The sequence below is a fragment of the Parapedobacter tibetensis genome, assembly GCF_024704835.1.
GTDB lineage: Bacteria > Bacteroidota > Bacteroidia > Sphingobacteriales > Sphingobacteriaceae > Parapedobacter > Parapedobacter tibetensis.
On record NZ_JAMXBE010000005.1, the window covers coordinates 409,968 to 432,791 of the forward strand.

At 48.0% G+C, this 22,824-nt stretch carries 19 protein-coding genes; 7 read left to right on the forward strand and 12 right to left on the reverse strand.

Annotated elements, in window-relative coordinates:
• On the forward strand, positions 1-369 hold the full coding sequence (locus NF543_RS11385) for a hypothetical protein (RefSeq protein ID WP_257668253.1): 369 nt from the start codon (positions 1-3) through the stop codon (positions 367-369).
• A gap of 94 nt (positions 370-463) precedes the next feature.
• Here the strand turns inward: NF543_RS11385 and rodA are convergent, their stop codons facing one another.
• The 5 genes from rodA to NF543_RS11410 all read right to left on the reverse strand — a co-directional run bounded on the left by rodA (position 464) and on the right by NF543_RS11410 (position 6,161).
• The gene (rodA, locus tag NF543_RS11390) at positions 464-1,735 is read right to left on the reverse strand and encodes a rod shape-determining protein RodA (RefSeq protein WP_257668254.1); all 1,272 of its coding nucleotides are present in this window, start codon (positions 1,733-1,735) and stop codon (positions 464-466) included.
• Positions 1,728-3,683 (reverse strand): penicillin-binding protein 2, encoded by a 1,956-nt coding sequence (gene mrdA, locus NF543_RS11395; protein WP_257668255.1) that lies wholly within the window; start codon positions 3,681-3,683, stop codon positions 1,728-1,730. The genes rodA and mrdA overlap by 8 nt, the downstream gene beginning before the upstream one ends.
• A 66-nt stretch (positions 3,684-3,749) precedes the next feature.
• Complete coding sequence (locus NF543_RS11400; RefSeq protein ID WP_257668256.1) at positions 3,750-4,265, reverse strand: rod shape-determining protein MreD; 516 nt, start codon at positions 4,263-4,265, stop codon at positions 3,750-3,752.
• Positions 4,258-5,091: a rod shape-determining protein MreC gene (gene mreC, locus NF543_RS11405; protein ID WP_257668257.1), complete on the reverse strand. Its 834-nt coding sequence runs from the start codon at positions 5,089-5,091 to the stop codon at positions 4,258-4,260. The genes NF543_RS11400 and mreC overlap by 8 nt, the downstream gene beginning before the upstream one ends.
• A gap of 47 nt (positions 5,092-5,138) precedes the next feature.
• Entirely contained in the window at positions 5,139-6,161 is a 1,023-nt protein-coding gene (locus tag NF543_RS11410) for a rod shape-determining protein (RefSeq protein ID WP_257668258.1), read from the reverse strand.
• A gap of 243 nt (positions 6,162-6,404) precedes the next feature.
• Here NF543_RS11410 and NF543_RS11415 point away from each other — a divergent pair, with 243 nt between their 5' ends.
• Both NF543_RS11415 and NF543_RS11420 read left to right on the forward strand, forming a co-directional pair.
• Complete coding sequence (locus NF543_RS11415; RefSeq protein WP_257668259.1) at positions 6,405-8,396, forward strand: transglutaminase family protein; 1,992 nt, start codon at positions 6,405-6,407, stop codon at positions 8,394-8,396.
• Entirely contained in the window at positions 8,393-10,300 is a 1,908-nt protein-coding gene (locus NF543_RS11420; RefSeq protein WP_257668260.1) for a DUF3857 domain-containing protein, read from the forward strand. The genes NF543_RS11415 and NF543_RS11420 overlap by 4 nt, the downstream gene beginning before the upstream one ends.
• A gap of 2 nt (positions 10,301-10,302) precedes the next feature.
• On the opposite strand, the gene NF543_RS11425 is transcribed toward NF543_RS11420, so the two are convergent.
• The 7 genes from NF543_RS11425 to NF543_RS11455 form a co-directional block, all read right to left on the reverse strand.
• A complete protein-coding gene (locus NF543_RS11425; protein WP_257668261.1) occupies positions 10,303-11,961 on the reverse strand; it encodes a M1 family metallopeptidase in 1,659 nt (552 codons plus the stop codon).
• A gap of 13 nt (positions 11,962-11,974) precedes the next feature.
• Positions 11,975-14,161 carry a S9 family peptidase gene (locus NF543_RS11430; RefSeq protein ID WP_257668262.1) on the reverse strand — a complete coding sequence of 729 codons (2,187 nt, stop codon included), beginning with the start codon at positions 14,159-14,161 and terminating at the stop codon, positions 11,975-11,977.
• A gap of 62 nt (positions 14,162-14,223) precedes the next feature.
• On the reverse strand, positions 14,224-15,621 hold the full coding sequence (locus NF543_RS11435) for an aminopeptidase P family protein (RefSeq protein WP_257668263.1): 1,398 nt from the start codon (positions 15,619-15,621) through the stop codon (positions 14,224-14,226).
• A 275-nt stretch (positions 15,622-15,896) separates the two neighbouring features.
• The gene (locus tag NF543_RS11440; protein ID WP_257668264.1) at positions 15,897-17,045 is read right to left on the reverse strand and encodes a type II secretion system F family protein; all 1,149 of its coding nucleotides are present in this window, start codon (positions 17,043-17,045) and stop codon (positions 15,897-15,899) included.
• Entirely contained in the window at positions 17,042-17,551 is a 510-nt protein-coding gene (locus tag NF543_RS11445; protein ID WP_257668265.1) for a PulJ/GspJ family protein, read from the reverse strand. The genes NF543_RS11440 and NF543_RS11445 overlap by 4 nt, the downstream gene beginning before the upstream one ends.
• A complete protein-coding gene (locus NF543_RS11450; protein ID WP_257668266.1) occupies positions 17,548-17,910 on the reverse strand; it encodes a type II secretion system protein in 363 nt (120 codons plus the stop codon). The genes NF543_RS11445 and NF543_RS11450 overlap by 4 nt, the downstream gene beginning before the upstream one ends.
• Before the next feature lie 5 nt (positions 17,911-17,915).
• Complete coding sequence (locus tag NF543_RS11455) at positions 17,916-19,256, reverse strand: hypothetical protein (protein ID WP_257668267.1); 1,341 nt, start codon at positions 19,254-19,256, stop codon at positions 17,916-17,918.
• 399 nt (positions 19,257-19,655) lie between these two features.
• On the opposite strand from NF543_RS11455, the gene NF543_RS11460 reads away from it, so the two are divergent.
• From NF543_RS11460 to NF543_RS11475, 4 genes are all read left to right on the forward strand, one after another.
• The gene (locus NF543_RS11460) at positions 19,656-20,327 is read left to right on the forward strand and encodes a hypothetical protein (protein WP_257668268.1); all 672 of its coding nucleotides are present in this window, start codon (positions 19,656-19,658) and stop codon (positions 20,325-20,327) included.
• 166 nt (positions 20,328-20,493) lie between these two features.
• Positions 20,494-20,658: a hypothetical protein gene (locus NF543_RS11465; protein WP_257668269.1), complete on the forward strand. Its 165-nt coding sequence runs from the start codon at positions 20,494-20,496 to the stop codon at positions 20,656-20,658.
• Positions 20,659-21,263: 605 nt separating this feature from the next.
• Complete coding sequence (locus NF543_RS11470; protein ID WP_257668270.1) at positions 21,264-22,109, forward strand: hypothetical protein; 846 nt, start codon at positions 21,264-21,266, stop codon at positions 22,107-22,109.
• Positions 22,110-22,173: 64 nt separating this feature from the next.
• Positions 22,174-22,809 (forward strand): hypothetical protein, encoded by a 636-nt coding sequence (locus tag NF543_RS11475; RefSeq protein WP_257957474.1) that lies wholly within the window; start codon positions 22,174-22,176, stop codon positions 22,807-22,809.
• Positions 22,810-22,824 lie beyond the last annotated feature (15 nt).

The window sequence follows — 22,824 nt, forward strand, 5'->3', positions numbered from 1 at the left end:
ATGCTATATCTACTAATTGTGCTTATCGGAGGGCTGTTGTCCTATTTTGGTCCTTGGTGGGTCATTGCTCCTGTTTGTTTCGCCGGCTGTTGGTGGAGGTCGCCAACGGCATCCTATGCCTTTTGGGTATCGGCTCTGGCGGGACTTACCCTATGGTTAGGTTATTCAACCTATCTTCATGTGTTGTCCGAAGTGGATTTGGTAAGCAAGGTTGCCGGTGTTTTCACCGGCGGCGCGCCGGCATTAGCGAATGTGCCCGGCACTATACTGGTGTTCGTCATCGCCGCATTGGTCGTCGGCCTTGTAAGTGGGTTTTCCGGATTGGCCGGAATGAAAGTGGGCCGGTTTATACACCGGCCTGCCGAATAATCTCGAGATATACATGTGGCAGGTGTCCGGTATGATTAAGGCATCGGGATGATCGGCGTCAAGTGCTACGCCATTTGCGTAGTGTCCTGCATCCTTAAACAATCCCTTTCCTGTTCGAATCGAATTTAAGCATAATGAAGAGCAAAATGGTGAAACTCCATAGCGAGGACCCTCCATAGCTGAGGAAGGGTAGGGGAATGCCGATAATGGGCACGATGCCGATGGTCATGCCAATGTTAATGGCGAAGTGAAAAAACAGGATGCATGCCACTCCATAGGCATAAATGCGTGCAAAGGCCGTACGTTGTCGCTCAGCAATATTGACGATGCGTAACAATAGCGTGAGGTAGATGCCAATGACCACCATGGAGCCTACAAAACCCCACTCTTCGCCAATGGTGCAGAAAATAAAATCCGTGCTTTGCTCAGGTACGAAATTATATTTGGTTTGGGTACCTTGAAGGTAACCTTTGCCCCAAAATTGCCCGGATCCAATAGCGATTTTGGATTGATTGAGGTTGTATCCCTGTCCCCGAGGATCATCTATTTTGCCTAGAATTACATCAATACGGTTGCGTTGGTGCGATTGTAATACATTATCGTATACAAATTCCACACAGAATACATAGGCGGCGCAGATGGCAAAGAGTACGACCAGGTTGGTGATTATTTTCCGTTTCTTCCGAAAATAATATATGCCTAATCCACAAATGGCAGCCAAGGTGAGGATGACGGCCCAATGGCTGAAGGCCAGTGTAAGGACAAATAACATAATGCAAAGGCCGCCAAACAGCAACCAAGGGCCAGAGATATAGCCTTCTCTATAGAAAACGAACACGAGGGCAAAGAAAGCTAGCGCCGAACCTGTATCGGGTTGGAGCAACACCAGCAATACGGGAAGCAATACAATGGCCGCACCGAAAAACAAGGTTTTGAGATTGGGATTTCTATTGCTGTTGGCGCTCAGGTACCTAGCTAATAATAAACAGGTGGCCAATTTGGCAAATTCAGCGGGCTGTAGGCGGAAACTGCCGATGGGTATCCAGGCTTGGTTGCCCCCCACGTTGCGCCCCACAATGAGTACGGTCACTAATAACAGTATGGTAATGGCATAAAGGACGGGAGCAATGGAACTGTAAAACTTAGCATCGACAACGAGCATGGTTACGGCAATAAGCATCGCCGAAAAGATATAGATGGATTGCTTGCCGTAATTGGTATTCATGCTGAACAAACTTGGATAATTGGGGTCAAAAACCGCCGCCTGAATATTGAACCAACCAATGATACACAGCAATAGCCAAAGGAGGACGGTGAACCAATCCACGTCTCCGCCAAATAGTTTATTTCGATGCGGATTATTCATACCTGTTCATGATGGCACTGTGGTGAACAAATAAGACTTCTTCCTCTTTTCTCGGCTCTTCCTTAGGCTTGGCTTGCCGTTTGGGCGCTGCCATGGTAACCTCTTGCGGTTTCTCCGTTTCCAGTTTGGGCAAGAGATCGGCGTTATATATCCGGTCTTGGATATATTTGGGAAGGGTAACCGTGTCTTTCAAATACTTTTCGATTAGCATGCTGGCAATGGGGCCGGCCCATGTGCCGCCATAACCTGCATTCTCCACGACTACGGCAATGGCAATTTTGGGGTTTTCACGCGGGGCGAAGGCGAAAAATACAGCATGGTCTGCTCCATGTGGATTTTGCGCGGTCCCCGTTTTTCCACACATTTCGATATCAGCAATCCGTACGGCATATCCGGTGCCACCGGGTATATTTACCGCCCGGCTCAACCCTTCTATCACGGGTTCGTAATACTTTCCGTCTACACCGGCAGAAATTTTTTCCGTAAATTCCTCCTTAACGATTTTTTGCTCCCCAATGCCCTTAATCAGATGTGGGCGATAGTAAAAGCCCCGGTTGGCCACAATGGCCATGATATTGGCCATCTGTAAGGGAGTAATACCCATTTCACCCTGACCAATGGATAAGGATATGTTATAGCTCGAACCCCACTTGGCATTGCCGTACGCCTTGGTGTAGTAATCCGCCGTCGGTAGCAACCCTGACTTTTCTCCCGGTAAGTCAATACCAAGGGTGTGTCCGATACCAAATTTCATGACAGCTTCGCGCCACAACTCGTATGCCTCCGCGCTAGGCATATTGCGATGGTCTATCATCCGTGCATAGGTATGCCCGTAATAGGTATTGCAGGAGCGTTGGATGGATTTGATTAATGCGGTGGCCCCATCCACATGCGTGCATCGCATGATGGCCCTGCCACCACCATATCGGTATCCGCCCGGACAGTTGAATACGGTATGCTCGTCTATGAGGTTTGCTTGCTGGGCGGTGAGGGCGCTCACTACCTTGAACACCGAACCCGGAGGGTACTGTGCTTGTATGGGGCGGATAAACATGGGCTTGTGTGGATCATGGAGCATGGTCATGTAATTGTTGCCACGTTCGCGCCCCACCATCAGGTTAGGATCATAGCTGGGACTGCTCACGAATGTGAGTATCTCGCCCGTGTTGGGCTCGATAGCCACTACGCTGCCGATTTTATTACGCATCAGCTTTTCGGCTAGGATTTGCAGTTCCTTGTCCAATGAAGAAACCAAACCATCCCCAGCCATGGCCAAGGTATCATATTTCCCTTCAGCGAAGACGCCTTTGGGTCTGTTGAAAGCATCCACCAACACATTCTTCACGCCCCGCTGGCCTCGTAATAGGTCTTCATAGGCATATTCAACGCCGCTGGCACCAATGTAATCGCCGGGACGGTAAAAGCCGTTGGAGCGTTCGATATTTCGATCGTTCACCTCTTGGATATATCCCAAAAATTGTGCGGCAATACTATCGGGATAGCTGCGTACCGTCCTGTTCTGTACATAGAATCCCCTGAACTTATAGAGATGTTCCTGCAATGTGGCGTATGCGGTGGAAGGTATTTGCTTCTCAAATTGCGAGGCTTTGTATGGGGAATAGTTGCGCGCCGTTGTCATCCGTCGCTCAAAGCCTGCTTTGTCTATTCCCACCAGTTCACATAGCAGCGCCGTATCGAGGGCCTTTACCTCGCGCGGTGTCACCAGTAGGTCATATACCGGTTCATTTTGCACCAATACTTTTCCATCGCGATCGAGAATAACCCCCCTAGCGGGGTAGATGACCATTTTTCGTAACACATTGTTATTGGCGGAGAGCAAGTAGGACTGATCAATCAACTGAAGGTAAAACAGGCGGGCAGAAATGATGACCGCCACAACGATAAAAATGCCTTGAATGATGTATTTCCTTGCAAATAGACTATTCATTTATTGTAAAATGCTTATACCAATACCAAAAGGGCAATTGGCCGCCCAAATCCACTCCATTCCAAATTAACGCTGCTTCTTTCGATAAAACAGCAAACTGAATAACAAAATGGTAATGACCGTAAATATACAACTTAAAAGAATACGGATGATGGTGTAATGGAATTGATGGAAAGTAAAGGTTTCCATCATAAACAATACGGCATGATGGAATAAGGTGAGCACAAACACATAGAGGAAATACCATCTGAATGGTACGGTACCCCATGACGGGGTCATGTAATTTTCATAATGGTCTGTTTGCAACGTAATGCGAAGGAACATGATGCGACCCCAGGCGAGTGCTACACAGGCGGCTGCATTGACTCCTAAGGTATCATAGAAGGCATCGATGGTAATGCCGGTGACAAATGCGAGAAAATATAAGATGAAATTAGGAATGCCAACCGGTAATAACAGGATAATCAGGATATATGGAAATGGTGTAGCGAGGTTGTAATAGCCAATATTTTTGAACAAAAACACCTGCAAAATGACTAGCGCGATAAAACGGACAATATTGTATGAGAGTAGCTTAGCCATTGTCGTCGTTTTGGGCTTCTAAATCTGCTTTTTCCTCTGCAAACAAGTCTTCCACAATATATACCTGCTGCAGATTGTGAAACTGCGTGCTGAGTTCTATTTTGATGTTTAGAAAACTGTCGCCACCTGAATTCCCCGTTTCAATAACTTTACCCACCGGTATGCCTGGGGGGAAGAGGGAAAACCCCGACGTATAGACCGATTCGCCTTTCCTCACCTTCACATGGTTCGGTATATCTTTCAGGGTGGCCATACGGGCATCATAGCTGTCTCCCCAAACCAATGACCCAAAAGCCTGGCTGTCTTCCAGTGAAGCACTGATGCGGCTTTCGCTGTGCAATAACGATTGTACGGTGGAAAAATGGTCGGACACATTAAGGACAATACCCACGATGCCACTGGCGGATATAACCCCCATGCCTTTTTGGATACCATGTTTCTTGCCCTTGTCTAGGGTAATGTAGTTGTTTTTTTGGTGGATGCTGTTGTTGGTCACCTTGGCAACGATGTAATGATATTGCACATCACGTGCGCTGTCAATGACCAGATCACTTTCCACACTATCCGGTGCTATAAAGTACTGCAATTGTTTGCGCAGCATTGCATTTTCTTCGGCCAGTAGCGCATTTTCCTGACTGAGGTTTAGGTAGCTTTTCCATGCGTTTATCTTGGCGTAAGTAGCACCTATGAAGTGGTTTGATGAGTTGACGGCCGATGCGCGCTGGAATGTATTATTCCGTATAACTAGATAAAAAGCAAACCCAAAAAACCCAACAAAAAGAAAAAAAGCATTGTATTTATTGATGAGTATCCAAAGGTTCTTCATGATAGCTTAATAGCTTATATGCATACACCAAAAGCTGATCGCTGATTTTACTGCATCAAAAACTTAAACGTGCCGATATTTTTCAATGCGATACCGGTGCCTCGTACTACCGCACGTAGGGGGTCTTCTGCCACATGTACGGGCAGCTTGGTTTTGGCTTGAATGCGTTTGTCCAAACCGCGCAACAATGCGCCGCCACCTGTCAGGTAAATCCCTGTTTGGTAAATGTCAGCCGAAAGTTCGGGAGGAGTGATTTCCAAGGCTTTTAATATGGCCTCCTCTATTTTTGAGATCGACTTATCAAGGCAATGTGCAATTTCAGTATAGGAAACGGTGATTTGCTTGGGCACACCTGTCATCAAATCACGGCCTTGCACCGCGAAATCAGCCGGCGGATCTTGGAGCTCGGGAAGGGCAGACCCTACCTCGATTTTGATTTTCTCCGCTGTGCGGTCGCCAATCATGATGTTGTGTTGCCTGCGGATATATTGAACAATATCTGAATCGAAATTGTCGCCAGCCACGCGGATGGATTGATCACAAACAATCCCCGAAAGCGCAATGACTGCGATTTCCGTAGTACCTCCACCGATATCGATGACCATGTTTCCCATCGGTTCTTCCACGTCTATGCCGATGCCGACCGCGGCGGCCATGGGCTCATGCACAAGGTACACTTCCTTGGCACCTGCTATTTCGGCCGAATCGCGTACCGCTCGTTTCTCCACCTCGGTAATACCCGAAGGGATGCAGATGACCATGCGTAGCGAAGGAAAAAACCAACCTTTGCCATTGTTTACCATCTTAATCATCCCCCTGATCATGTGCTCGGCAGCGTTGAAATCCGCAATCACACCATCTTTCAATGGTCTTACGGTGCGGATATTGTCGTGTGTTTTACCCTCCATCTGCATGGCCTGCCGGCCAATGGCGATGATCTTATTGGTCGTGCGATCAAATGCGACAATAGAAGGTTCATCCACCACTACTTTATCATTATGGATAATCAGTGTATTGGCCGTACCTAAATCAATAGCAACTTCTTGAGTAAACCAGTTAAACAACCCCATTGGCAAGTATATAATGCAGTTTCAAAGAATGTGCAAACCTAACCAAAAAACTTATATAATTCATCAGAATTATATGATTTTTTTACCTCCGGATATCGATATCATCGGAACCTCGAAACCTAGAACTGCGCAAACCTGTCGAGTTTAGTCCAAATGGTATACAAGTGTTAAAAAAATGATAAAATTTAGCGATAAGCCTCAAGTTAATTATATTGCGAGCGAATCATCTTATACTATCAATAAATGAAGACAACCTATCTAACCTTAGCTCTTCTAGCGTTGCTCCAATTGAGTTTGCTCGGACAGGATTTTGAATTTGGCTCAGTGACCGCTGATGATGTCAAACTTAGCAAAAACGATCTGGATAGCTTTTCCAATGCGGCCGTATTGAACGAATACGGCAAAGCCTATATGATTTACAACGATGCAAAAAATATCACCGAATTGATTGTGGAGTACCATGTGCGTATCAAAATTTTCAATAGGGATGGGTATAAGTATGCCAACATTGTGATACCTACCTATCGGGATGATAGCGGTAACCGCGTGGAAACGCTAACTGAAATCAAGGCAACCACCATCAACATTGTCAATGGACGTATTGTATCTATTCCGTTGGATAAGAACCAGGTATTCAAGGAAAATGCTAACAAATATTTGACCAACAATAAGTTTACCTTCCCGGATCTGCAGGATGGGAGCATCGTCGAATACAGCTATCGTTTGGTTTCGCCCCATATTTTCAATTTCAAGACCTGGTACCTGCAAGACGATATCCCGAAGGTCAACAGTACATTTGTAGCATCCATCCCCGGAATGTATACCTACAATGTGATCCTGAGGGGACCGTACCCCCTCGCTACGCAAGATGCCAAATTGGATAGAGGGTGTTTCCGGATTGCGGGTCGGGACATTGATTGCTCGCGCATGACATATGGAATGCGCAATATACCCGCTTTTGTAGCCGAAGATTATATGACGGCTCCAAGCAATTTTAAATCAGCTATTTATTTTGAATTATCAGATATATATCGACTCAATGGAACGAACCTCAAGATCACCAAGGAATGGCGGGATGTGGACCGTGAGTTGACTAGTGACGGGGATTTTGGCGGGCAGATGAAACGTGAAAACGTATTCAAATCGCTCCTGCCGGATATTTTGAAGAGCGCGTCGGACGACCTCAGTAAGGCAAAGGCCTTATATGGCTATATCCAAAAGAATATCAAATGGAACAACTATATTGGGAAATATGGTGAGCATGGTATCAAAGACGCATTGGAGGACCGATCGGGTAATGTGGGTGATATCAACCTTGCATTAATCGCGGGATTACGTGCTGCGGGCTTGGATGCGGAGGCGGCGATCCTTTCCACTCGTGATAATGGTGTGGTCAACGACATACACCCCGTGCTGAGCGATTTTAACTATGTAGTGGCCAAAGTGAATATCGCCGATGACTATTACCTATTGGATGCTTCCGACCCATTGTTGCCTTTCGGGTTGCTGCCCTTGCGTTGTATTAATGGCAAGGCACGGGTGATTAACCTTAAAAACCCTTCCTATTGGATCGAGCTTCACGCATCAGAGAAGTCCACTACCGACTATACATTGACCGCAGAACTCGCTCCCGATGGTATGCTGAAAGGGAAGATGATAACCAGAAGCCGTGGGTATGCCGCTTATAACAAACGGAGGGCCATTGCCAAATACAATACCGTGGCCGAGTACATTGAACACATCGATGAACAGATGCCGAGAATAAACATCATGGATGGCGAAATCAGTGGGGTAGATATCGTGGAACAATCCTTAATAGAATCATATGAGGTGGAAATGAAGCTGTACGACAATTTGAATGCCCGAGAGATGTTTTTCAATCCGTTTTTTATTAACCGATTGAAAAGCAATCCCTTTAACCTCGATGAACGCACCTATCCTGTAGATATGGGTACTGCCAGCCAAGAACGGGTGCAGATGACCATCAAGTTGCCCAGCACTTATGAAATCAAAGCGAAACCCAATGATTACAATTTGGCGATTGAAAACAAGGGGGGAAGGTATCTGACGCAAACCAACTTGGTTAACGGGGATACGTTTACGTTTTCGCAACTGATGGCACTCAACCAGGCTATCTATTCTCCCGAAAGTTATTTTTCGTTGAAAGAGTTTTTCAGTCGGATTATCCAGCATGAGAAAATTGATGTGGTTTTACGTAAAACGGAAGAAAAATGATGGCAAAAATAGGATGGATCATCATGGTCTTGTTGTCGGTAGGATGCCTCGCCCATGCGCAACAGGATTATGCGGTGGCACAGATTGCCGATAGCCTAAAGAGCAGGGCGAACGCAGTGGTACGCCATCAACACATTGTGGTAGACATGCTGGCACCCACCAAGGTGCGTTATCATGTTAAAGAAGCGATTACCGTATTTAACAAAGGCGGCGAACGCAAGGCAAGGATGGTCATTTATTACGACAAGAGCACGGCCATCAAACGCGTTTCGGGGCGGGTATTTGATGCCGATGGCTTCCAGATCGGCAAATTCAGCCACAAGGACTTCAGTGACGAGAGCGCGGTGAGCAGCTATTCGCTATATGAAGATAGTCGGGTAAAACACTTCCTGCCTTCCGTGACTTCTTATCCATATACGGTTGAATATGACTGTGAAATAGAACGCAAGCAAAACCTCATTATCCCCGATTGGCGGCCCAATACTTCTCGGGATGTCGCTGTAGAAGAGAGCCAATATACATTCATGTGTGGCGCCTCGGATGCGGTACGCACTAAATCCATAAACTACGCTGGCGAGCCCATCGTGGGTAGCCTCGATGGGCGGACAACCAGGACCTGGAAAGTCTCAACTATTCCTGCGCAACGGCATGAACCCTATAGCCCCGACCCCGAGACCTATCAGACCATCGTAAGAATAGCCCCGGTGGATTTTGTATACTACAAGCACAAAGGGAGTTATTCCAACTGGCAGGAGCTAGGGAAATGGATGCATCATGCATTGCTGACTGAAGGTTCGGCACTTCCTGCCGGGACTGTACAGGAGGTAAGGTCCTTGGTGGAGGGCGTGGAGACTGATCAAGAAAAAGCTAGGGTGCTGTATGAATATATGCAGCGTAAGACACGGTACATCAGTGTGCAAATCGGTATTGGTGGATTCAAGCCCATGGCTGCGAGCGAGGTGGATAGGCTTGGGTACGGCGACTGCAAGGCGCTGGTCAACTACATGCAGGCTTTATTAATGGTTGTGGATATCCCCTCGTACTATTGCGTGGTCAATGCCGGAAGTGCCAAGCGGGATATCCAGCCCGATTTTGCAGAGATGGACCAAGGTAATCACATCATCCTATGCCTACCATTTGAAAAGGACACCATATGGCTGGAATGCACCAACCAACGCGTTCCATTCGGTTTTCTGGGTTCCTTTACAGACGACCGCACAGTATGGGCATGCACACCGGAGGGTGGACAACTCTTGCGGACACCTCGCTTTGATGAGGCGGAAAGTTCGCAAATCAGGCATGCCGAATTGGTGCTGGATGGCGATGGAAACCTCTCGGGCAAGGTGGAGACGATGTTTGCCGCCGGACAGTACGACAACCATTTGGAAATCGCCGAAAGCAGTGGGATGGAACAGCTAAAATTGCTGAAGGAGACCTATGATATCGACCACATCGGTTTTAGGAATATTGACTATCAAAAATCCAATGCTGAACGGCCAACATTGGTCGAAGCATTTGATGTGACATTAGCGAAGTATGCACCCGAAAACAACCGCCAAATTTTCATGGTAGCCAATGTATTCAATCGACGAGGAACCATTCCTACCATAAAGAATCGGATACTTCCAGTTTATATCAATAGGGGATATACTGATGAAGATTATATTGTGTACACACTTCCAGCTAATTATGTGATGGTATCGCCATCCTTTGATGAAGTGATTGAAACACCGTTCGGCTACTATCATGCCATCTTGAGCCAAGATGGTGACCGCATGACGTATCATCGAAAATTCATCCTCAATGAAGGGACTTTCCCTGCTGAGCAATATATCGAATTCAGCGCATTCATCAATCGGGTGAGTATGCTTGACCAGTACAAAGCGGTGTTGGCCAAGGAATGAGGTTATTCGTTCATCAAAACACCGATGTAGAAATTGAAGGTGTCTACCTCCAGGTTATCCCGCGACAAGCCAGGTAAGTCGACTAGGGTCAGTTTGCGTGTGGGTTGGATGAATTGGTACTCACCACCTTTTGTGCGGATGCGTACCGGCATGTCGAAACCCGGCTCATCGGCAATCCATCGGCAAAGAACCTTGTTTCCTTCATCGAAATAAAATTCCAATGTGGGGATATTGGCATGCCGCACGTATTGGGCAAATACCGCGCTAAGGTCTTTCCCCGCATGCTTGCTGATGTAACTAACGATATCCTCATAGTCTACTGTACTGTGATGAAACGTTTTGTTTAGCCCCCGAAGGATCTGCCGCCATTTCTCGTCGTCATCGATAATGGTGCGCACCATATTAAGCAATACGCCACCTTTATTATACATGTCGCCGGAACCTTCGTTGTTTACGTGGTAGTTGCCGATAATGGGAGTGAGGTTCTGGATGCCGCGGCGGTTGCCGTGCACGTATTCCTGTGAAGCCTTTTTGCCAAAATGATAGTTGATATAGAGGGCTTCAGAATAGTTAGTGAAGCTTTCGTGAATCCACATGTCGGCAAGGTCGTTGGAGGTGATGTTGTTTCCGAACCATTCATGGCCGGCCTCGTGCACGATGATGAAATCCCATTTGTTGCCCCATCCCGTGCCGGAACCGTCTCTACCCAAATAGCCATTCTGGTACTTGTTTCCATAAGCAATGGCGCTCTGGTGCTCCATACCGAGGTGGGCGGTCTCTACCAACTTGAAGCCATCTTCATAAAAAGGGTAAGGCCCAAACCAATGTTCGAAGGCACGGAGCATGGGTTTTACATTGGCGCCGAAATGGGGCTTCGCCTTGGCCTCATTCTCGCGGAGCACCCAATAATCCAGGTTGAGCACGCCGTTTTCGCCATTGAAGGTATCTGCAAAATGCACGTAGTCGCCGATATTGGCGGATACGTTGTAGTTGTTTATCGGATTGCTCACAAACCAGTTGAAGCGCATGTACCCATCACCGAGGTCTTCACTGCCACGGAAACGTCCGTTCGATACATTGGTCAATCCATTGGGTACGCTGATGCTGATGAGCATGCTGTCCACTTCATCCGATTGGTGATCTTTATTGGGCCACCACACACTGGCACCCAGTCCTTGGCAGGCAGTGGCAATCCAATGTTTACCGTTGCTGTCTTTTTTGAAGTCGAACCCCCCGTCCCAGGGTGCCCGTTTGGCCTGCACGGGATGTCCGGAGTAATGGACGGTGAAGGAATCCGATTGGCCTTTACGTATCGGTTGCGCGAAATCGATGAATACCGCATGGTACTCCCGTTTGAAAGGTAGCTCCTGTCCGTTGTACAGCACTTTTTCGATTTTCAGGTTGTCGAACAAATCAAACTGTAAGCGAGAAAAATCCTCCACCGCTGTAAACTGAAATAGGTTGGAACCGCTAATATGCCGCTTATCTGGATCCACCCTCACATCAAGGTGGTAATAATTGATATCATAACAAGTACGCAACGGAGTGAGCTTTCCGCGCAAGGAATCCGCACGGTTGAAGATTTCACGGGCTTTCAATAATTGCGTGTGGCCATCCACCGCTACGGATATCAAAAGGAATAGAATAAATAATCGTTTCATCGTGTTGTAGGGATTATTTCCCACCCGGTGGGCAATGTTGCTTAAGGAAGTTGGTATATAACGTAGAAAGGTGTTCCCCCGTTCCTTCTCCTTCACTGATACCATGGCTCCGGTTTGGGTAAGGCATCATCGAAAATTGCTTATTATGTTTGATCAGTTCGTTTATCAATAGCTCCGCATTTTGGTAATGCACATTATCATCGGCGGTACCATGGATATAAAGTAGGTTTCCCTGAAGGTTTTTGGCGTGCGTGACAGGTGAACCGTTCACGAAATCTTCGCGGGCCTCTTGGGGAATACCCATATAACGTTCTTGGTAGATGTTGTCATACATCAATTGATCAGCCACCGCGGCCACCGCAATGCCGGTTTGATAGATTTCAGGATATTGGAAAAGGAGGTTGAGTGTGGATGAACCCCCTCCACTCCATCCCCATACGGCGATGCGGGAGGAATCTACAAAAGGCCATTTTACTATCTCCTTGGCGGCCATGGCTTGGTCGCGGATGTTGAGGATGCCAATGTTTCGATAGATGGATTTCCGCCATTCCCTGCCCTTCGGGGCTGGAGTTCCGCGGTTTTCCACGGAAATATATAGATAGCCATCATCCGCCATGCTACCTTTATAAAGCCGGTTGCCACCCGCACCATATGTATCGGTAACGGTCTGTCCGGCAGGCTCACCATACACATAGAAAACCACCGGGTATTTTTTAGCGGGGTCAAAGTTAGTCGGCTTAACCATCCAGCCGTCCATTTCCACACTGTCTGCAGTGGTTACCTTGAAAAACTCAACTTTCGGGGCATCGTCTGGCACTTGCATAACCTGCCCGCTGAGCAATGTTTTGTGGTTGGGCAGGCTTATCACATGGCCCCTGCTCATGCCGGTGTGGCTGCTGAACTGGTGTAAAGCAACCGTGCCGTTTGGCGAAAGCGTATAACTATGACTGCCGTTCTGCCCATCGGGGGTTATCTTTTCGGCTTTGCCGCCGGTCAGCTTTATCCGATAGAGGTATTTTTGCGTAGCATTTTCCGGCGAAGCCGAAAAGTAGATGTAGCCGTTTATCTCATCGATTAAGTCGATGCCAATGACATCAAAATCACCGGGAGATATTAATTTTTCATTGCCTTTGCGGTCGATACGATACAAATGACGCCATCCATCTTTTTCGCTCATCCAGATGAACGCTTTGCCATTGTCTATCCATTCCCATTCCGAGGGGTCATCATGGTTCCATCGGGCTTTGATATCAATCCAAGCATCGTCTTTTTCATGGTAAATCATGGTGCACGTTCCATCCATGGCATGGGCAATATAGATATTGCTTTCCTGCTGTTTACGGTTGAGTTGCTGAATGATGAGTTCATCCGAATTGGCCGCCCACTCCATACGGGGCAGGTAATGTTGTACCGGATCGCCGGGGATATCCATTTTAACGGCATGTCCCTCATCGATATCCACGACAGAGACAAATGCGCCACTCGGTGCTTCACCTACTTTGGGGTATTCCACAGGAATGGTGTATGCGTATGCCGAGTCCGTATTGTTTATCATCAGGAAATTGCGGATCGTACGCGCATCTATTGTCCAATACGCGATTTTCTGGCCATCAGGTGACCAGCGGAAGCCATCCCTGCATCCAAACTCTTCTTCATACGCCCAATCAAAGGTGCCGTGGATGATGCGATCGCTGCCGTCTTGGGTCAATGGGGTGATTTTGCCGGAGGCAAGGTCCTCTACATACAGGTTATGCGCGCTCACATAAGCGGCCTTGCTGCCATCTGGCGATAATTTGGCATACATCAACGAAGATTCAGGGAGGCTGCCTCCCAGTTTCCTGAGTGATTTATCGCGTTGGTCAAATACCCAGTAGTCACCCCGGGTATCATAGCGCCATACGCGCTTCGTATTGGTGTTGATCAATATTTTATGCCCGTCGTCCGATAAGGCGAAGCGTCTTATGGATAAGGGTTCACGGCCACTTGGGGTGAGGTCTGTTTTAGATGCCAGCGTATCACGCTGTTCCGGATTGGCTACCGTTTCCCTTATCACTTCGCCTTGCGCTACTTTGATGATGGCATTGCCATCTGCCGACCACTGTGTGCGTTGCCCGAATTGGGCATTAGCAACGCAGAATAGGGCCATCATCACGAAGGTTACGTAGATTCGGAGTATCACAATATTTCCTGTTTTATTCATGGTATACTTAATTGTTATTAGCAATTAGTTGTTAGCAAAGTCTTCCGCGTTCCATCATCAACTCAATATGCCCCATCCCTGATAGCTTCAATCTCCGCCACGCTTTTGGCCAGCGGTTTCCCCAATATACGGTAGCCTGTTTCAGTAATCAGTATATCATCTTCTATCCGGATGCCCCCAAACCCCCTAAAAGCCTCCACTTGGTCATAGTTGATGAATTGCGAAAGTTTATGTTCGGCTTTCCAGCTGTCGATAAGTTCTGGAATGAAGTACAGACCAGGCTCCACGGTCAGCACATAGCCCGCCTCCAATTCCTTGGCCAACCGTAGCGATTTCAATCCGAAGGTGGTGCTGTCTTTCTTTAAGGTATCCGTATAGCCCACATACTGTTCACCGAGGTCTTCCATGTCATGCACATCGAGTCCCATCATATGGCCCGTTCCACATTGGAAAAACAAAGTATGCGCACCATGTTCTACCGCTTCCGCCGCATCGCCATGCATCAGCCCCATTGCCTTCAACCCCTCCACCAGCGTGCGGCATGACAGGAAGTGGATGTCGAGGTAGCGGACACCGGGTTTAAGTGCCGCTGTTGCCGTTTCCAATGCCGTTAATACGGTTTCATAAGCCTCCTTTTGCAGTGAGGAGAACCGCTTGCCCACAGGAAGGGTACGGGTGAGATCACCCGCATAGCCCATGGCCGTTTCGGCACCCGAATCATTGAGTACCAGCTGTCCCTCCCGCAGTATGTTGCCATGGTAGTGATTGTGGAGCACTTCGCCGTGTATAGTCATGATGGTAGGGTAAGCCAACGTGCCACCGGCCTCTTGCGCAATATGCTGTACCTTGGCTGCGAGGATGTGTTCAGGCATGCCTGGCTTTGCAAGCTGCATGGCCGCCAAGTGCATATCCACGCTGGTGTTCACGGCCTTTTCTATTTCATCAACTTCTTCTTCGGATTTTATGGAACGTTGGGACACCACGACCTTGATGAGTTCCACTGATGCCGATTGGGCTATGTGTTCAAGGGGTATGTCGAGGAGTCTGGATAACCTGATGTGATTATCAGGTTGGTAGGGTGGGAGGAAATGGATGGGACGTTGCTGATGCATCGCATTTTGGATCACTTGTGCCAATGCATTGGAGGGCAAGGTTTCTGTCACCCCAACTTTGGCAGCTTTTTCATGCAGCGGTTCCAACTGTCCCATCCAAACGATATCGTCCATGCTGAGCTCATCCCCAAATATGATCGTACGGCCTTCGTCCACATCGATAATAGCTGCCAAATGTGGGGCACTGATTCCAAAATAGTAAAGGAACGTGCTATCTTGTCTGAACGGGTAGGTATTGTCCTTGAAGTTGATGGGTGATTCACCGTTGCCAAGGAGGAGTATCACACCTGTAGTGATCCGCTCTTGGAGCGTTTTACGACGTGATTGGTATGTTGTCTGGTCAAACATTGCGTTGGATTCGTTGGAATCAAAAGTAATAAAAGAAGCTGGATAAAAGTAAAAGGAGCAGTTGAATGCGACTAATCATTTTTTGCTGAATCGTTCTCAAAAATGAACGTTGTCTTTCATCTGTATAAATTTGTTTTTAAAGGTGACGAAGCTGTCATGATTTTTCACAAGTGTTTACTAAATGGGTGTTCAAGAGCTCGCAAGCTCGGTTTATTCATTCCACTATGTGATTTTGAAAATCATGACGGTTTCTTGAAGTCAAACTTTTTCTTCTATCACGCAAACATATCACCCATCTGGAACATCGGCAGGTACATGGCAATGAGGATGAGCCCCACGAAGAGTCCGAGGAAAATGATGATGAGCGGCTCCAGTAAGGCAGCGATGGTGGCCGATTGATATTCTACTTCGTCGTTATACTGATCGGCCACCTTGCCAAAGAAATCGGCAAGCTGGTTCACTTCCTCGCCCACCTTCACCAAGGAAATCAGCTTGGAATCATAGATGGCATAGGCGGCGAGGCTACTGTGTAGCGAATGGCCATGCAGTATCCGGTCTTCCACGGTGACGAGCGAGCGCTCGATGGGATAGAAGCCCACCATCTGCTTGCAGAGCTGCAGGGCACGGATCAGGGGAACCTTCGCGCCGGTCAGCAACGCCATCGAATTGCAAAAGCGCGCAAGGTATATTTTGCGGACCATGCTACCGAAGATCGGCAAGTGGAGCATCAGCTGGGCCATCCATTTTCGGTACCAACCGGTAAGGCGTTGGGTGTATAGCCATATGGCCAATGCCACTAGGGCGAGCAAGGTCAGTGGGAGATATTTCCGGGTGAAAGTCGACACCGAAACGATGAATTGCGTAATGGGAGGCAGGTCACTGCCCGATCGCTGGAAGATATCCGCAAACATCGGCACGATGAAATTCATCATGAAAAAGATGGCGCCCATGGAAGTGAGCACCACAATGCAAGGGTAGGTGAGGGCGCTGGTAATCTGGCGTTTCTGCTTCAGCCGCTTGCGGAAATATAAGGCCAGATCTTGCAATACTGGAGCAATTTTGCCCGTTTCTTCACCGATTTGAACGCTATGGTACTCGTATGCACTGAAGGGAGTGTGTTGTTGCATGGCGCCGGATAGCGAGCTGCCCTGCACCACGGCCTCCTGCACTTGGCTCAGCATGGCTTTGTTTCGTTTGTTCTGCTGCTGTCCGATGAGCATATCCAGCGTCGATTTGAGGTCGATGCCCGCCGTAAGCAGGATGCCTAGCTCATGGTAGAATGCCTCTTTCTGCTTATCGCCAAAGGTAGGAAACAAGGCGTGGTCTTTAGTAAGCCATTCCGATAGTCCCCCTTTGTCGTGGTTTTTGTGGGCAGGTTGTGTTGTTTTTGCCTTGAATTTTTGGATATCAATACCGTTGCTCATTGGAGATTGGTTGAAGAGGTTAGATCGATCAATGTGGCTGCGTCATAGACCTTTTCCAAGGCGATGGCCAATGGATTGCCAAATACGGAGACATGGATGGCAGCTCGGTCAAGCGGACTTCCGGTTCCCTCCAGCCTCATTCCTTCAAACCAGCAGGCCATGCTATCCACCCGGATATTAAAGGTGTCGGCCGCGACGCCGGACACTTCGCGTATGCATACCGAATCGATGGGGATGAAGCTGACGGCTTTGTCTCGCGACTGGAAGTCGATACCCGTACCATAATACCGGATTTCATCGGCGCCATTGGCATCCGATTGCAAGGCCCTATGCAGTCGGTTGAACTCATCAAAATGGGCCAGTTGCTGTGTAAGCGCCGTGTTTTGCCGGTGCACAAACCGTATCCCAGCATATACAAAAGAGATGGCCAGGGCCGTAAGCACCAGTGCCACCATCAGCTCGATGACGGTGAATGCCTTTAGCCGGATATGTTTTCTATTGGTCATGGTATATCCTTGATAATGATTTCGCGGTAGATGCCCGTTTCACCCGTGCCCTTTTTTTGGCCGGTCAGTTCGAGCAACAGCAGCAAAGTATCCCCGCGGTAAGGCTCCGTATGTCGGTCGATGAGTAAGTTGTCATCCGTTTCATAATGAGCGGTCTCAAAATCCCCCTCCCGCTTAGCCTCCTGCGCCAGCGCTTTCAGCCGGAGTTGCAAGGCTACCGTGTTATCCGGCCGTTTATAGGCGATTTTAGCATATAGTGTAGCGGCAAGCGCCATTACAAGCGTAATGATCACCAAGGCCACCAGCACCTCCACCAAGGTAGAACCCTTTAGCTGGGTATGTAGACATCGTTTCTTCATCAGCGTCATTCTCCTCCTTGTTTATCCCCCCTTGAGGGGGGTAGGGGGGTGTTCAACCATTTCATTACCGCTCCCCGTCTTCCCCCATTCAACAGCGGGCTCCCCACATAGTGAGGCGATAGCCGCGAGTAATCCATCACCCCATTGAGCACAAAGTTTTCATACAAACTCGAAGGAGTTTGCAGCGTAAACCGTCGGCAGGAGGTCATCCCCTGCACCGTGCCGCGCAATTCGAGCAAGCCATCGGCATACACCTGTCCATGCACGGTGGTCTCCTTACCAAGCTGTATTTTCGCCAAGAGCAGCTCCTCATCTCCCGGAAAATGTGTAAACACGATGCCATTTACCGTACTGGCGCTATCCACGCGTAGTAGGGGTTGGAATTCGCTGAAGGTGCTATCGACAGGGATGTTTATCAAGCCCAATGCCGAGGGATAACCAAAAGAGCAATTCTTACCTACAGAAATGGAATCACGCGCGAATACCTGCAGGCGACCCGAGAAACCATCGACAAAGGTGATGCTAGGCGCAAACACAAGGATATCTTCCAGTTGGGCTGAGGGCATGATGGTGACGGGCCCTTTAGCCAGTACCAGTACATGTCCTTTCAGTATATGGGCATCGATAACGAGGCTATCTTCATACAGCAACAGCAAGGGCTGCTCGGCAAAAGCGCGGTATATGGGATTGGGGCCATAGGCAGGGAAGTCATCGATGGTCATGCCCGCCCAAGTTTCATCCTCATCGGGATAAAGATAAGCCGTTAAGCGATCGATGATGGCGCTATTGAGTGCTGGCAAATCGGGATTACTCGTGTAGCTAGTACCACCAGACACCACCTCTTCGCCCTCATACGCCTGGTTTTCGATGTAAGCCTTGCGGATACCCGCCTCTGGGAGGAAAGCATCCCCTTGGATGCGCGTATGTCCCGATAGGGAAAGCGGTCGGTGTTCATCAGCCAGATACAGCGCGTATCGCTCCGTTTTATCGGGCACCAGGCCAAAGAGGAACCATTTGCCCAAGGTATCCCGGCCTTCCACGGCCTGCACGGACCCTACGTCATAGATGCCCCATGCATGTTTGGTCAGTATGACCGAGTCCTGCGTGGTGTTGTATAAGCTTAGTGAGACGGTATCCTGGTCGAGGTCGCCTTCATGGGTCAGCAGCAGGCTGATGCCAGAAGCCAAATGCTGTTGCAGCCGCTCCTGCCGCAAGGTTTGGGCACCATATTGCCGGTGGTATTGCAGCAATAGCAGTAGCCCGGCGGTTACCACCGCGATGATCACGGTCAGCATGAGGGCCAGAAGCAGGGCTCCGGCCTTGAGGTATCTTGGAGGCTTTAGCATCGTTAAGGATATCGCCTGTGAAAATAAACCAAAAGCTCCGGAAATCCAATGTTTTTCTTATCCGATATTAATCCATTGTCTAAGCCTGTTGTTATCGCGAGATTTCCATCTAGTCAATGGGAGCTATGCCACATTGAGCGTAGTCGAAATGGAGCACAATCGAAATAAACATAAACCCACTACAAAAAGTTAAAACTTAATTTGGAATTGTGGGAATGTATCCCGATAATTACAGTGGATTAAACATCAGCCTAAACGTGTGTAAGATTCCATCAGGATGTGTTTTCGGCTAATGTGTGCGGGGGTGAATGGTCCCAAGGGCATATTATAATGATTAAACCGGCTTGTGTAAACCAACAGATCAACTTGAGGAATTAACATACATCAAATTAATAATTTATGAAGCCCATACTCACCTGCATTGCTTTGCTATGCGCATGTACTGTGCATCTTTCCGCCCAGAATTTATTCCCAACTGCCAAAAACACCTATGTAAAGATAGACGGTGGGGGAGTTGATTTGATTAGTCCGGTTACAACGGGCGGATGGGCAAGGGGGATAAGTTTTTATACCAACCAGCAACCGAGCATACGAGCTATGGCAATGGGAATGTTCGGATCCGCTGAAGAAGTCCAGCGTTTTTACATGGCTTTCGGTTCATCGCCTTATAATAGCAAATTAGGTCTTTATATTCTGCCGAATGGCAATACCGGCATCGGCACCATTGACCCACAAGCGAAGCTGGCTGTTGATGGCAACATCTTAGCCAAGGAGGTGAAGGTAAAGACAGATATCACCGTCCCAGATTATGTATTTGAGCCGGACTACGAGCTACCAACCCTACAGTATATAGAATCCTACGTGAAGGAGCATAAGCACCTGCCGGAAATCCCTTCGGCGGCAGATATCCAGCGCGATGGGTTGGATTTGGCGGAAATGAATCTGCTATTGCTGAAGAAGGTAGAGGAGATTACTTTGCTTTTAATCGAGAAGGAGAAGGTAGAAAAAGTGATGAAAGCCGATTTCGAGCGCATGAAAATTGAGATAGAACAATTAAAAACCAATAAATAATTCTACGACATGAAGAGTTTCCTATAACGAGTACGGTTTTGAGGTTATTGGGGGTATACCTGTGACCTCAATAGCAACTTCCCTTTCTTCCTTTCGCCTATCTTATACCCTACCATTTCCTTATCGGGCTTGTTTGACGTTAAAAAATTTTCTTGTATCTTTGAACATGCGTAAAGTTAAAACAGATAAAGTAAATTATGCGATTCCTGGAGACCCAATGACCCCGGAAGAGTTGCAGCAGATGATCCATGAGGCTGAAAATGGAAAGTTTAACAGCATGCATGCCGTTAAGCAAAAAATTGAAGCTTGGAAGCGAAAATACGCGAGGTAGTTGTCAGTGACCTCGCCTTACAAAGTTTGGAGCAAATCTATGAATACGGAATAGAGACATTTGCTTATAATGCAGTTACCTTCTATATCTAGGAAGTTTATAACCGCATATACCAATTATCGACTGAATACCTGATGCACCCCGAATGCCGGTTTCTTCGCACTAAAAAGAAAATATACCGAAATCTTATACAGGGCAATTATTTGGTCATCTACCGTGTCATTACCGGACGAATTGAAGTCTTGAATATCATAAACATGGAATTGCAACACAACCTACACTAATTCCAAAAAAGCCGAAAGAACCTTGCCACCGTCAACCGGCATTTCCAAGGCAATAATGAATTACGGAACAGGAAACCCCGAAAAAAAGTCAAAATTTAATTTGGAATTCTGGAAATGTATCCCGATAATTACAGTGGATAAGACATCAGCCTAAACTTGTAAGATTCCGAAGATAACGTATTGCTAGGCCTGTCAGTGAAGAAGAGAGCGTGCAAACCACCTGTTGGCTTTGGCTTAGCCTGTGCCTGTAGGGGGGAGGTTGTACGATGGCCGTTTGAACAACGAAACCTTGATAATTGACGTTAAACCAAAAAAAAACATATGCAAGTAAAATACATGTTATCGATGCTGCTTCCGCTGGCCCTCACCTCGGTATGCCTGGCACAGACACCGACCAACAAGTTTCCGGACTCGGGGAGCGTGGGCATCGGCACCACCAGTCCATATCTCAACAGTGTGTACAGCGTACTGGACATCACCGGTAAGACAGTATCCAATGGAGGCTATATCCGCTTCGCTACATCCGATGGATCCGGGACAGCCCGGATATTCAATACCCATCAGCGTTTACTATTCGACCTGCAGAGCGCGAACATGTACTTCCAATGGCGCAATTCGGATTCCAAGGAGCTCTACCGTGTCAACTCGGACGGCTCCGCAAAATGGAGTGGCAACGAATCCAGTTATACCGAGGTTGCGTCCAACGCGTCCGGACCGTTCATGCGGCAATATTCGAACAACGGCACCACGGTGAGCTGGCTGATCCGTGGATATGCATCCAACGGCATCCAGGCACAGTTCCACTTGGGTGGCATCGAAGTCAATGGCCGGGTGCGCGCAAAGGAGGTCAAGGTGGAAACGGCCAACTGGCCGGACTATGTGTTCCACGAGGATTACGCCCTGCCTACCCTGCCCGAGCTGGAAGCCTACATCAAGCGACACGGCCGCCTGCCAGGAATTCCGAGCGCACAGGAAGCGGAAACCGAAGGCATCGATTTGGGCGAAATGAACCGCAAGCTGCTGGAGAAGGTGGAACAGTTGACGCTTTATCTGCTGGCACAGGAAAAACAACTGAAAGCCAACGATGAACGGGAGCGGGAGCAAAACCAACGGATGGAACAACTGGAAAAGCTAGTCCACGGCCTACTGCCGGAAAGCAGCCAATAGTATAAAAATAAACGCAGTGAACAATTCGAAACCAATGAGTATAACCATTCAAAAAATCGTTAAAATGACATTTGTATTGAAGTCATTATCGATAGTCGTGGTAGTCACCCTGGCAACAACGGCCATAAATGCCCAGACCTACACGGGATTGTTCCGCACCACAAGTGGTAACACCACTTACCACCAGTTCAACAGGGACGGGGCTGGCGCGGCGGTATATATTAACCAAGAGAACACTACCAACGCAATATTGCGGCTATCCAGCGGAACCGCACAGGCCAATGTAAATGTGCGGTTTACGGTGGAGAACAATGGCAACGTCGGCATCGGCACGACCACCCCGCAAGCGAAGCTGTCGGTAAACGGCAACATCCTTGCCACGGAAGTGAAGGTGAAAACGGATATCAATGTGCCGGACTATGTCTTCGAGCCGGACTACGAGCTGCCTTCGCTGGCTGAGGTGGAGGCTTATGTGAAGGAGCATAAACACCTGCCGGAAATCCCATCGGCGGCGGACATCCAGCGTGATGGGTTGGATCTGGCGGAGATGAACCTGCTGCTCTTGAAGAAGGTTGAGGAAATGATGCTGCATTTGATAGAAAGGGAAAAGGAACACCAGGCCTTGAAAGAGCAAGTAAATATCCAAAATGTTCTTTTAGAGGAATTAAAAGTAAAAGTGAGTCAGATTTCGAATGATTAATTTTTTATAGAAAGT